At 38.4% G+C, this 12,707-nt stretch carries 9 protein-coding genes and 3 pseudogenes; 3 read left to right on the top strand and 9 right to left on the bottom strand.

Features of this window, described 5'->3' with window-relative positions:
- Nucleotides 1–14: 14 nt before the first annotated feature.
- Entirely contained in the window at nucleotides 15–512 is a 498-nt protein-coding gene (locus tag QE429_RS09825) for a YqhR family membrane protein (RefSeq protein WP_307286826.1), read from the bottom strand.
- A gap of 276 nt (nucleotides 513–788) precedes the next feature.
- Here QE429_RS09825 and QE429_RS09820 point away from each other — a divergent pair, with 276 nt between their 5' ends.
- Both QE429_RS09820 and QE429_RS09815 read left to right on the top strand, forming a co-directional pair.
- Nucleotides 789–1,733, top strand: coding sequence for a DUF1385 domain-containing protein (locus tag QE429_RS09820; RefSeq protein ID WP_307286825.1), 945 nt, complete (start codon nucleotides 789–791; stop codon nucleotides 1,731–1,733).
- Between the two features lie 58 nt (nucleotides 1,734–1,791).
- Complete coding sequence (locus QE429_RS09815; protein ID WP_307286824.1) at nucleotides 1,792–2,184, top strand: SA1362 family protein; 393 nt, start codon at nucleotides 1,792–1,794, stop codon at nucleotides 2,182–2,184.
- Between the two features lie 197 nt (nucleotides 2,185–2,381).
- Here QE429_RS09815 and QE429_RS09810 read toward each other — a convergent pair whose 3' ends face one another.
- From QE429_RS09810 to QE429_RS09785, 6 genes and pseudogenes are all read right to left on the bottom strand, one after another.
- Nucleotides 2,382–3,266, bottom strand: coding sequence for a patatin-like phospholipase family protein (locus QE429_RS09810; protein ID WP_307286823.1), 885 nt, complete (start codon nucleotides 3,264–3,266; stop codon nucleotides 2,382–2,384).
- Between the two features lie 85 nt (nucleotides 3,267–3,351).
- Nucleotides 3,352–4,378, bottom strand: a pseudogene (gene splB, locus QE429_RS09805) (spore photoproduct lyase).
- A 236-nt stretch (nucleotides 4,379–4,614) separates the two neighbouring features.
- Nucleotides 4,615–5,064 (bottom strand): C40 family peptidase, encoded by a 450-nt coding sequence (locus QE429_RS09800; protein WP_307286822.1) that lies wholly within the window; start codon nucleotides 5,062–5,064, stop codon nucleotides 4,615–4,617.
- A 166-nt stretch (nucleotides 5,065–5,230) separates the two neighbouring features.
- Nucleotides 5,231–6,349, bottom strand: a pseudogene (locus QE429_RS09795) (vitamin B12-dependent ribonucleotide reductase); the annotation flags it as partial.
- A 254-nt stretch (nucleotides 6,350–6,603) separates the two neighbouring features.
- A pseudogene (locus tag QE429_RS09790) lies at nucleotides 6,604–8,040 on the bottom strand (vitamin B12-dependent ribonucleotide reductase); the annotation flags it as partial.
- Nucleotides 8,041–8,385: 345 nt separating this feature from the next.
- Entirely contained in the window at nucleotides 8,386–9,222 is an 837-nt protein-coding gene (locus QE429_RS09785) for a lipoate--protein ligase family protein (RefSeq protein ID WP_307286821.1), read from the bottom strand.
- A gap of 190 nt (nucleotides 9,223–9,412) precedes the next feature.
- Between QE429_RS09785 and QE429_RS09780 the strand changes: the two genes are divergently transcribed.
- Nucleotides 9,413–9,796, top strand: coding sequence for a rhodanese-like domain-containing protein (locus QE429_RS09780; RefSeq protein WP_307286820.1), 384 nt, complete (start codon nucleotides 9,413–9,415; stop codon nucleotides 9,794–9,796).
- 98 nt (nucleotides 9,797–9,894) lie between these two features.
- Here QE429_RS09780 and gcvPB read toward each other — a convergent pair whose 3' ends face one another.
- Nucleotides 9,895–11,355: an aminomethyl-transferring glycine dehydrogenase subunit GcvPB gene (gcvPB, locus tag QE429_RS09775; protein WP_307286819.1), complete on the bottom strand. Its 1,461-nt coding sequence runs from the start codon at nucleotides 11,353–11,355 to the stop codon at nucleotides 9,895–9,897.
- The gene (gene gcvPA, locus QE429_RS09770; RefSeq protein WP_307286818.1) at nucleotides 11,348–12,694 is read right to left on the bottom strand and encodes an aminomethyl-transferring glycine dehydrogenase subunit GcvPA; all 1,347 of its coding nucleotides are present in this window, start codon (nucleotides 12,692–12,694) and stop codon (nucleotides 11,348–11,350) included. The genes gcvPB and gcvPA overlap by 8 nt, the downstream gene beginning before the upstream one ends.
- Nucleotides 12,695–12,707 lie beyond the last annotated feature (13 nt).

Genomic DNA, 12,707 nt, shown 5'->3' with positions numbered 1-12,707 from the left:
CGACTAATCGAAACTTACGTTGTAGCCTCTTTCTCTTGAACTTTATTAAGTTCATACTCATAATTAATGGAATAACCAATAAAGATCCCATAAATGCTGTATAAACAGATAGAAGTAATAATTGTATTCCGACTTAACTCAAAAAAGGGTTTAATACTTGGAATGAGTGGATTCAGCACAACAAACACTACAAGAAATAATATAATCCCATATCCCCATCCAAACCAGATTCCCTTCCATCTTCTAAGGGTAAAATAATAAATATAAGCTACAACAACTGAAAATATTCCCATGAGAATTATGGAAACAATTGCACCGATCCAGCCTTTTTTCCAATCTCCTAACGCCCATGGCTCCAGTAAGGCATTAGGGGCAACTTCTGTAAAATTAAAAAAATAGCTGATATAACCAATCGTTCCCCAAAAAATCCCTCCAAATAACCCTGTCCAAAAGACCAATGCGACAAAAGACATGGGTTTTGGATAATCTGATTTCTTTAATTCTTTTACCATCGTTATAACCCCCGTACAATTTTTGTTAATTAGAATGCTATTTTCATCATTTTACTTTCATGTTCATATTCCTTAATTAAAGAAAGCTGAAATTCCTTCATTATTATGCCCTTAGAATTCTAATCTTTGCATGAAAATAATTTTTATGGTTTTTAATTTTAAAAATAATATCATTCCTAGAGGTTTTTTCATTTTTCTAGTAGAATACATTTAAGTACAAACAGATTTAACTTTTCTGTTATTGTGCAACTATGTTATAGGTTGGTGTAAATAACCATGTCTAAATCTCAAAAACCGGTATATGGCGGCCAAGCGGTCGTGGAAGGAGTTATGTTTGGTGGTAAACATCATTATGTTACTGCCATTCGCAGGAAAGACCGTTCTGTAGAATACTTTCATTTACCTCGTAAGGAAAACCCTTACCTTACCAATTTAAAAAAGATTCCATTTATTCGTGGAATTATTGCAATTATTGAAGCTAGTGCAAATGGGTCAAAGCACTTAAACTTTTCCTCAGAAAGATTTGATGTAGATCCGAAGGATGATGCGACAATTAAGGAAAAAGAAGTCTCTAAGTTATCTATGTACCTAGGGGTAGCAGTTATTGGGGTCCTCTCCTTCTTATTTGGAAAGTTTGCTTTCACATTAATCCCTGTATTTTTAGCTGTATTAACTAAGCCTATTTTTCCATCGGACTTTGCCCAAGTATTAGTAGAAGGATTTTTTAAACTTGTACTGCTCCTTTGTTATATATATTTCGTCTCACTTACCCCTCTTATTAAGAGAGTGTTTCAATATCATGGCGCAGAGCATAAAGTAATTAATACCTTCGAAGCTGGTGTAGAATTAACGGTTGAAAATGTTCAGGCACACTCCCGCCTTCACTACCGATGTGGAAGCAGCTTCATTCTTTTTACAGTTGTAGTTGGTGTTTTTGTCTACATGCTTGTTCCAACTACTCCGCTTTGGCTACGGGTTGTCGACCGTATACTTTTAATACCCGTTGTATTAGGTATTGCATTTGAGGTCTTACAAATTACAAATAAATTAAGAAATATTCCTGTATTAAAATATTTAGGTCTTCCTGGTCTTTGGTTGCAGTTGTTAACAACGAAAGAACCAAACAATGACCAGGTAGAAGTTGCAATCCTTTCCTTTAAAGAATTATTAAAAAAGGAACGAGAAACTGAATATGATATGAAAAGTGAGGAAATTGTCTAAATCTTTTATTCTATAGTGTTTAAAAGAGGGGAAAAATGCTTAAGATGCTCTTAGGGAGGTGGCTTTCTTGAAAAATCGGACATCATATTATGTTATTGGTGGACTTATCATTCTAGCTCTGCTTGGTCTTTATGGTTCATTTACAGATAATCCTGCCGGTTTCATTCAGAGAATTGCTATCATCGCACTGATCGGTTTAGGTATCTATTTTCTTGTTCGTAAATTTTCAATGTCGAGCCCTCAGAAAAAAGAGCAGCGGGCATTTCTTAAAGCAGCCAAAAAGTCAAAAAAGCGATTGCAGCAAAAGAATGGAGATTCAAATATGAAAACCTCCTCTCTTGGGACATTAACAACATTAAAGAAAAGCAACAAGACAAAAAAGAAATCTCCTGCTCATTTAACCGTCATCGATGGCAAAAAGGGAAAAAAGAAAAATCGAGCGTCCTTTTAGACACTCGATTTTTTTTATTATTGTCTGTGTTAAAGAACATTGTTGAGTTATACCCCCTGTGGAGCGGAAGGCACGAAGACTCCTGTGGGAGTATGGTTCAGGGGAGACCCCGCAGGCGCGTTTCTCCGAGGAGGCTCGCCGAAACACCCACGTGCCTGGAGCGGAAATCAACAGGCAAGTTTAACAGAGCCTTAGTATTAATAGCACCACTTATCCAAAAAGTTCTTTGCATGCTCCTTACCAACATCAATTAATTTCCGCCTTTTTTCCTCTGTTAAATGAAACTCTGTGAGAAAAACCCCTTCAGCAGGAATAAAGATAATATTTTTCACATGTTTTTTAGAAATATATCTTGAATCATGGGCATCCTTCATCGTTTCAAATAACGCACCAAATAACTGAATCCCATTTTTAATCGTATGCTTCTCGTGCTCATAATCACTAACACTTAATTTAATACCAAGGACCGGCCTCATCTTTTGAACATTTTCCTGATCGAAGAGCCACATCGGAAAATTACTTAGTACTCCTCCATCTACTAAGATGTTTACCCCATCCATCGATCGTAACCGGACTGGTTCAAAAAAATAAGGAACACTGCAGCTCATTCTAATCGCTTTTGCAATGGAAAAGGAACCTGGAGATATACCGTATTTTTGCAAATCATCTGGAAGGACCACCATTTGCCCATTTGAAAGATCTGATGCTATTACTCTAAGTGAGTCGGGTTGCAGGTCTGAAAAAGTTCTTAACCCTTTTGCTTCAAGCTTTTCTTTCAACCATTTTTCTAACTCATTTCCTTTATAAAGACCAAGCTTCCAATAAACTAATAACCATTTAGCAAAAGGAAAAGGAATAACCAATTTCCGAGGATCAAGTAATTGTGTTAAATCAAGTTCATCCATTAATTGATATAGCTCTTTACTCGTGTAACCAGCAGCGATTAAGGCTGCAACTATAGACCCTGCACTCGTACCCGCTACTCTAACAAACTGCAGTCCTCTACTTTCAATTTCTTCGTAGGCACCAATGAGTGCAAACCCTTTTATGCCCCCTCCAGAAAAAACTCCGTCTATTTTCATGGCAGCCACTCCTAAAGATGAACTCATTGTTACATCTTTAAGCGCGAACAAGAAAAAATAGTACGTCGGACAAGAACAAAATTTTCTAAGTGAAATATTGGACTTCTGCGTTTGGGAAGAATTCTGCTACATACTGACGGATAGTGCCTTCTAAATCTTTTGCCGCTTCATCCGGATAAACATATTTGCCAATCCCATACCGGCCCCATTTGTACTTCCTCTTCCCTTCATCCATTTCGAGCTTCGTTTTTGGGTATCGTTTAGCTATTACATTTTTAGCCGGTTTAGTAAATCTGTGCTGAATGAGCTCAAAGGTTAGATTAGGAATTTCTAGTCCCGCTAATTCATTACTTAATCTTTCGAATAGCTCCCGATACCCTTCTTTCCAATCTTCATGCAAGTAAATTGGCGCTACAATAAAGCCTAACGGATAACCAGCATTGGCAACCTTCCTTGCAGCTTTAAGCCGGTCTTCAAACGAGGATGTACCCGGTTCGAAATTTTTAATCACATATCGTGAATTTACACTAAATCTAAAACGGGTTCTTCCATTGTGTTTTGCGTCTAAAAGATGATCTACATGATGAAACTTCGTTACAAAGCGTAGCTCTCCGAACTCCGATTGCCCAATAAATTCAATTGCTTTCTTGAGTGAATGGGTTAAGTGGTCCAAACCCACAATATCTGAAGTACAAGCTGCTTCAAATCGGGTAATTTCAGGTTTGCGTTCATCCATATATTTTTGTGCTTGTTCAAAAATCTCCTCTAAATTCACATATGTCCGAATGTATGGCTTACTTCCTAGCGTTGTTTGTAAATAACAATAGTGACAATGCCCCATACACCCTGTCGCAAGTGGGATAGCATATTCAGCAGAGGGTTTTGATGTATCGAATTTCAGAGTTCTTCTGATTCCAACCACTAATGTGGATTTTGCGTTTCTATATTGTTGTAATTCGTTATCTCCTGGTATACCCCTTACCTGGTTATGGGAAGTAGTTTCTCGTATCTCCAATCCCATTTTTGTAAACTTTTCTTTTAATTCTCTGCCTAGTGGGTATGTCTAATGCTTTCGGTTCAATATACACTAACTGCGGCATAAATGGTTCCATGGTGTCCCTCTTTTCTCAGTTGCTTTTCATCTAGTATTCACTATTGGTGAAAAGTTTAAGGGATTCTAGATGGAACAATTATTTCCATTCTTCTTCATTAAAGAAGAAAAAGAGTACCGACTTTGCCGGTACTCTTGAGATTTGTTATCGTTTGGCTCTGTTAAATTTGCCTGTTGATTTCCGCTCCAGGCACCAGGGTGTATAAATCAACAATGGTCTTTAACACAGCCTTTAGTTTAGATCCGCTTCGCTCCGATATATTTTGGCTTCCAGTAGGTATTACTTGTATACGTAACAATAACACCCTTTGATGATGAAGCCATAATCATTTTCCCTGCTCCAAGATACATTGCAACATGTGTTGGTCTGCTTGCTTTGGTTGGTGCATAGAACAATAAATCTCCAGGCTGTAAATAGCTTACTCGGTAGCCCTTTGTGTAAAACATATCTGCTGCCGTTCTAGGTAAGACTTTTCCTGCTTTTGCGAAGGAATATTTCACTAGACCTGAACAGTCGAAACCACTTGGAGTGATTCCACCCCATCTATATGGAACACCAAGGTTAGCCTTGGCCACTGAAATTGCTTTAGTATGGTAGTATGCTGCTTCTGCTTTATCACCCGTAGTAGCAAACACAGAGCTAAGTCCAATTGTAAGCGCGAGAACTGAGATTAATTTTTTTAGCAAAATGTAATCCTCCTTGGAGTGATGTTTTTGATACTCATACTATACAAGGAATTAATAACAATGACTTCACAGGAATATTACAATTGGATTACAAACTTATTCTGATATAATTTTTACATAGAAAGAGGGTGGAAATAATGATTTCCACCCATCTTTCATTCTTATTTTACAAACCACATTTAAGTTGTGCATTACAGTTTGTACATGTATTACAACCGCCAATTTCTTTTACCTTCCCTTTACGACAAACCGGGCAGGTGTTCCCGACTTCGGAGCCAATTGTAACGTCTGTTGAACGCAGATCACTGATTGTATCGACTAGAACCACATGTTGCTTTGGTTTTTCATCAAACATCGATAACTGCTCATTTGTATTTTCTTCAGCTTTAAGTGTCAGTACCTGAGAATCACGGGAACCATCTACATAGACAGTACCACCTTTAGCACCCCCACGATATAAGCGCTCGTATACTTTTTCTACTTGTTCTACACTATAGCCTTTAGGGGCATTCACTGTTTTACTAATGGAGCTATCGATCCAGCGTTGGATGACGCATTGAACGTCCGCATGTGCCTCTGGAGCTAATTCCATTGCTGTAATGAACCATTTTGGCAGGTTGTTTGCATCTGCTTCTGGATGTTGCTCTAAATACTCTTGTACGATATCTGCATTGACTTCGATAAATTTACCAAGACGTCCACTGCGGAAATAAGAAAATGAGAAATAAGGTTCAAGGCCGGTGGAAACTCCAATCATAGTCCCAGTGGATCCCGTAGGAGCAACAGTTAGCAAATGGGAATTTCTAATTCCTTTTTCTAAAATGGATTGGCGGACATCCTCAGGCATTTTTTTCATAAATCCTGTATTAATAAATGCCTGTCTCAAACGATTTGTCTCTTCAGTAGTTCCACCATCTAAGAACGGGAAACTTCCCTTCTCTGATGCTAATTGAACTGATGTTCTATAGGCAGTTGTTGCAATGGTTTCAAATACTTTATCAACTAATGTATTACCTTCTGGTGAGCCATACTCGGTTTCACAATAGATTAATAAATCGTGTAAGCCCATTACTCCTAAACCGACACGACGCTCACCAAGAGCCTGTCTTTTGTTTTCTTCAAGGAAGTAAGGAGTTGCATTAATAACGTTATCTTGCATCCGTACTCCAACAGCTACAGTTTTCTTTAACTTCTCAAAATCAACTGTTTTAGTTTCCTTATCTGCCATCTCAGCAAGATTTACAGCAGCAAGGTTACAAACAGAAAATGGTGCAAGTGGTTGTTCCAGATTGTTATCCTAAAGGCTTTTTATCCTCTAGTTCTAACGGTTGATTTTCCGTTAGGTCAGCATAACTTTTCATTACGTTTAATTTGTAATGTTGCGGCCTCGTGGATGGATTATATTCTGCAGTGCAGGTTCACCATCTATGCGTTGCCCCTGACTAGATTTTTATATCTAGCCTTCGGTTCGGATTAGCATCTCAGCCTTCCCGCTTTATTCCGCAATTTTTAACGTGAGGCAAACTAAGCCACTTTACCACACGGATTTGTTGCAACAACTTGTTGGCCATACGCTTTTGCATTTGTCATGTCGTTGGCATTATCAATGAAGAAGATACCTGGCTCTGCTGAGTATGTCGCACAAATATTGATAAGGTTCCAAAGTTCTTTTGCTTTGATTTTTTTGTAAACACGAACTTTGTGGCCCATTCTTTCCCACTCGCGTACATCACCAACTTTATGCCATTCTTCATTGTATATTTTCATTTCTTCTTGATCATAGTGCTCGACATAAGGGAAACGAAGTTCATATTCACTATCATTTTCGACAGCTTCCATAAATTCTTTTGTTAAACATACAGAAATATTTGCTCCAGTTAAAAACTCTGAATTATGAACGGTGTAATTACCACCCGTTATTAATTTTTCTTCAGCATCAGCTATGATTTTTTCGTCAAAGCCACCATAACCTTGGATGTTTTTATAATTTACAATACCTTGATACATGGCTGTTTCTTGCAGTGTAAGAGGTGTGAACTTTAACTTATCCTTAGCATGCTTCTTGATTGTTTCATCATTTGTATTTTCAATTAAGAATCGTAGAATTCTAGGATTTTGCATCTTAGAAATAATAAATTCAATAATGTCTGGATGCCAGTCAGCTAACATGATCATCTGAGCTCCGCGGCGCGACCCGCCTTGTTCTACCAAGTGCGTCAATTTAGCAATATCATCTAACCATGATACAGAACCAGATGATTTTCCATTTACACCTCTTGCAAGTGTATTACGTGGTCTTAATGTCGATCCATTGGTTCCAACCCCGCCTCCACGGCTCATGATCTCCATTACCTGTTTACGGTGATCAGAGATACCTTCCCTTGAGTCCGGTACGAACGGCATGACATAGCAGTTAAAGAATGTCACATCTGTATTGGCTCCAGCACCATACAGCACACGCCCAGCTGGAACGAAATTCATTGAAACAAGCTCTTGATAAAACTTCTCGTACCACTCTTGACGCTTTTCTTCCGTCTCTTCCACGGCTGCAAGACCTGTTGCATTACGTTTCGCAATTTGCTCGTAAAATAGCTCTAGTGGCTTTTCAATCACATCTAAAGAACGAACAATGATTCCTGTGCTTGCTTCTTCAGGATGATCGAGCACTCCTCTAAATTCCTCTTCAACCAAAACTTTTGCTTTTTTACTTTCCCAATCAATTTCCTGGATGTATCCCAAACCTCGTGCTGGAAATTTTGGATCCTCTTTTATGGTGAGAACTACAAAGTCGCCGTTTGTGAGAGTAATTTTTTCAGTGTCTTTAAAGGTGTAGCGGTCCAACATAACCAAACGCGAAACACCCTTATGAGTTATTTTCATATCTGGGGTAACCGGGTGTACCTGGGGGAATAGGCGGATATCCTCATTCAACCTTTCAAAATCAATATTCATTTTTTGTCTAAAAACAACAGACATGAGAACAACTCCTTCAAATTAAATCTACCTATTGTGTCTAGTCTAGCATTCTTTTGCTATATCTAGTTTTCTTATATAAATAAGGTATCATAGCTCGACTAGAATTAGCAACTAAAAAATCTATATATGGTACCGAAAATATTTTCGGCACCACAATATATTGTATTTGAGGCAAAAAACAATTATTTTGTCAAACGTAAAAATAACTAGATTCACGAGATAATGAAAGATTTTCTGCGGTTTTCGTCTTAAAACAGGAAATTTTAACAAATTTCGCGGCTTGCTACTTTTTTTAAAAAGGTTTATTAAAATGGAAAAAAGCGGCAAGCGCCGCTTTCTTTCAAGTTATCGTTTAAAGTTCCATTCATCATTTTCGTATCGTTCAGTTGCAATCTTTTGAACGTAGGTAAGCTCTTCCTCTGTTAATTGATAAGGTTCAAGTTCGATATTTAATCCTTCAGCAAACCCTTTATAAAAGGCTTCCTTTGCTTCTTCCAGCGTAATTCTTCTCGGACTAATGGCGTTAATAGCAACGGCTTTATCTTTAAAAGCCTTCCTCATCCGTTCTTTTACTCGTTCATTTGGATATTTAAATAAACTAAATAGTTTGTCTTCATCAAGATCCAGGAGAATAGATCCGTGCTGGAGAATGACACCCTTTTGTCTTGTTTGAGCACTACCTGCTACCTTTCTTCCCTCGACAACAAGTTCATACCAGCTCGGTGCATCGAAGCACACGGCAGAACGTGGATTTTTCAATGCATCACGTTCCTCAGAAGTTTTTGGAACAGCAAAATAAGCTTCTAATCCTAAATGATGAAACCCTTTCAAGATACCTTCAGAAATCACTCGATAAGCCTCTGTAACGGAACTTGGCATTTCAGGATGATCCTCTGAAACGATTACACTGTAAGTAAGCTCATGCTCATGGAGCACACCGCGGCCACCAGTTGGCCTTCTAACGAAGCCTAAATTATGAGCTTTTACTGCCTCCATATCTATTTCCTTTTCCACCTTCTGAAAATAACCTACGGATAGTGTTGGAGGATTCCAGCCATAAAACCGAATGACAGGCGGAAATTTCCCTTCACTATGCCAATCAAGTAGCGCCTCATCCAAAGCCATATTAAAAGACGGAGAACTATTACCAGTATCTATAAAACGCCAAACTTCTTTTTTCATGTAAAAACCTCATTTGTTATGTTTTGTCGTTCTTAAGTCTACCAAAATCTGATATGAATTCAAAATAAGATGTTTCTGGTATAATGAAGTGAGAAAAATAAAAGAATTTTTCACATGCATCTTTATCTTTAGAGAAATGACTTATATAATAAAAACTAGTGCAGGAAAGCTTGAAAGGAGTAAAAAGAAGTTGAGTTCACTTTATACTTTATTAATTATTATTGCAGCATTTATTATCTACTCCGTTTTCACCTACTTCTATCAGAAAAGGATTGTTAAAACGGTATCAGAAGAAGAGTTTCGTGCGGGCTATAGAAAGGCACAACTTATTGATGTTCGTGAACCAAACGAATTCGAAGGCGGACATATTTTAGGAGCACGTAATATCCCAATGTCGCAAATGAAAATGCGCATGAAAGAGATTCGTCAAGATATGCCTGTTTACTTATATTGCCAAAGTGGCATGCGTAGTGCACGTGCAGCTCAATTCCTACACCGTAAAGGTTATAAGGATCTTACCCAGCTGCAAGGCGGATTTAAAAAATGGTCTGGTAAAGTAAAAGCAAAGAAATAATAAGAGATCCTAAGGTTCCGGAGACAATCTGGAGCCTTTTAGTTTTCATCAAAAAATAAAGGTTAGATTCTACAAAGGAATCTAACCTTTATTACTAATTAAGCCTTTTGAAACCTTAAAACTGGTTTACGAGCAGCTTTTGTTTCATCCATACGGCCTACAACAGTTGTGTGTGGGGCCTCTTGAACAATCTCAGGGTTTACCTCAGCCTCTTTTGCAATTTGAATCATGATATCAATAAATGAGTCTAGAGTCTCTTTTGATTCAGTTTCCGTCGGCTCAATCATGATACACTCTTCCACATTTAACGGGAAGTAGATGGTTGGTGGGTGGTAACCAAAATCAAGCAGGCGTTTAGCTATATCCAGTGTACGCACACCTAATTTTTTCTGACGTCTGCCGCTAAGAACGAATTCATGCTTACAATGTCTATCAAACGGTAGATCATAGTATTCAGCAAGCCTTCTCATCATATAGTTTGCATTTAACACTGCATACTCAGTTACTGCCTTTAATCCATCAGGACCCATTGAGCGTATATACGTATATGCACGAACATTAATACCAAAGTTTCCGTAGTATGGTTTCACTCGGCCAATAGATTGTGGGCGATCATAATCTAGTACATACTCATCACCGCGCTTAGCGATAACTGGCTTTGGAAGGTACGGAATTAAATCAGCTTTAACACCAACTGGACCTGAACCAGGACCACCGCCACCATGTGGACCAGTGAAGGTTTTATGAAGATTTAAGTGAACCACATCAAATCCCATATCCCCAGGTCTAGCTTTTGATAGAACCGCATTTAAGTTGGCACCATCATAATACAGCTTTCCACCTACTCCATGGACAATCTCAGCCATTTCAAGAATGTTCTCCTCAAAAAGTCCTAGTGTGTTTGGATTGGTTAACATTAGTGCTGCAGTATCTTCTCCAACTACTCTTCTTAAGTCCTCAAGATCTACAAGACCATTTTCATTAGATTTAACAGTAATTGTTTCTAATCCTGCAATTGTAGCGGACGCCGGGTTTGTGCCATGGGCAGAGTCTGGAACAATAACCTTTGTACGCTTCAGGTCGCCATTTGCTTCATGGTAAGCACGAATTAACATTAACCCTGTCCATTCACCATGTGCTCCTGCAGCTGGTTGAAGTGTTACTTCATCCATTCCTGTAATTTCAATTAGATGTTGTTGCAAATCATATAATAGCTCAAGTGCACCTTGGACTGAGCTTTCATCTTGTAGCGGATGCACATGAGCAAACCCATTGAAACGAGCAACATTTTCATTAATTTTTGGATTATATTTCATGGTACAAGAACCTAATGGATAGAAACCAGAATCAACTCCATGGTTTCTTCTAGAAAGCGCAGTATAATGGCGCATAATATCCAGTTCAGATACTTCTGGAAGTTCAGGTTCTTCTTCACGCACGTAACCTTCAGGAAGAAGACTGTTAAGGTCTAATTCAGGTACATCCATTTCTGGAAGGCTGTATCCGATTCGACCCGGTGTACTAAGTTCAAAAATGAGCGCCTGGTCTTGATTATGCATGCAAATCCCCCAATTCTTTCACTAAAGTATCAATTTCTTCCTTAGACCTTTGTTCTGTTACAGCAATCAACATATGATTAGCGAGATCAGCATAGTCACGACCTAAATCATAGCCGCCAATGATTCCCTTTTGTAAAAGCTTTTGGTTCAATTCTTTAACTGGTTTATTTAGTTTCACGACAAATTCATTGAATGAATGACCGTCATACAAAATTTCAAATCCAGCTTCTTTAAAAGCAATTTTAGCATAATGTGCTTTTTGTAAGTTAGCTGCTGCCATTTCACGGACACCTTTTTTACCGAGTGCCGTCATGGCAACAGATGCTGCCAATGCATTTAACGCTTGGTTAGAACAAATATTTGATGTCGCTTTATCACGACGAATATGCTGTTCACGTGCTTGAAGAGTTAAAACAAAACCACGGCGTCCTTGATCATCTGTTGTTTGTCCAACAAGACGTCCTGGTACCTTACGCATTAATTTAGTTGTAACCGCAAAGTATCCGCAGTGTGGTCCCCCGAAGGCTGTTGGAATACCAAAAGGTTGAGCATCACCGATCACAATGTCCGCACCAAATTTTCCAGGAGGTGTTAATACACCTAATGACAATGGGTTGCTAGACACTACAAACATGGATTTGTTTTCATGGATAATCTCTTCAAGTTCTTTTAAAGGCTCAATCCGGCCAAAGAAGTTTGGATACTGAACAATCACAGCTGCAACATCAGAATTCACAAGCCCTTTTAAAGCTTCCACATCTGTTACACCATTAGTTACAGGCACTTCAACCACATCAAGATATTGACCCTTAGCATACGTTTTAAGAACTTCACGAGACTCTGGGTGAACGGCACTAGACACTAAGATTGTCTTTCTCTTAGTATGACCCGCACTAAGCATAGCAGCTTCAGCAAGTGCTGTACCGCCGTCATACATGGAAGAGTTTGCAACATCCATCCCTGTTAATTCACAAATCATCGTTTGAAATTCAAAAATCGCTTGCAGTTCTCCTTGAGAGATTTCCGGCTGATATGGTGTATAGGCTGTATAAAATTCAGAACGAGAAATAACATGATCAACAATGACAGGCATGTAATGATCATAAACACCTGCACCTAGAAAAGAGACATTCCTTTTTAAGTCTGCATTACGGCTCGCCATTTGAAATAGCTCTTTCATTAAAGCTGTTTCAGACTTTGCCTGTTTAATGTTGTATTCACCCTTGAATTTCACTTTCTCAGGGATATCGCTAAATAATTCATCAATTGAAGAAACACCAATGGTTTCAAGCATAGCCTTCTTATCTTGTTCAGTCATAGGTAAATAGCGATGTTTCATAAACCTAGCTCCC

It is taken from the genome of Bacillus sp. SORGH_AS_0510 (genome assembly GCF_030818775.1).
GTDB lineage: Bacteria > Bacillota > Bacilli > Bacillales > Cytobacillaceae > Neobacillus.
This window is presented reverse-complemented; position numbering and strand designations above follow the sequence as displayed.

What these genes read in the sequence shown, in the direction of transcription:
- QE429_RS09825 (WP_307286826.1), bottom strand. Translation starts at nt 512, where the DNA reads ATGGTAAAAGAATTAAAGAAATCAGATTATCCAAAACCCATGTCTTTT.
- QE429_RS09820 (WP_307286825.1), top strand. Translation starts at nt 789, where the DNA reads ATGTCTAAATCTCAAAAACCGGTATATGGCGGCCAAGCGGTCGTGGAA.
- QE429_RS09810 (WP_307286823.1), bottom strand. Translation starts at nt 3,266, where the DNA reads ATGAAAATAGACGGAGTTTTTTCTGGAGGGGGCATAAAAGGGTTTGCA.
- QE429_RS09785 (WP_307286821.1), bottom strand. Translation starts at nt 9,222, where the DNA reads ATGAAAAAAGAAGTTTGGCGTTTTATAGATACTGGTAATAGTTCTCCG.
- gcvPB (WP_307286819.1), bottom strand. Translation starts at nt 11,355, where the DNA reads ATGCATAATCAAGACCAGGCGCTCATTTTTGAACTTAGTACACCGGGT.
- gcvPA (WP_307286818.1), bottom strand. Translation starts at nt 12,694, where the DNA reads ATGAAACATCGCTATTTACCTATGACTGAACAAGATAAGAAGGCTATG.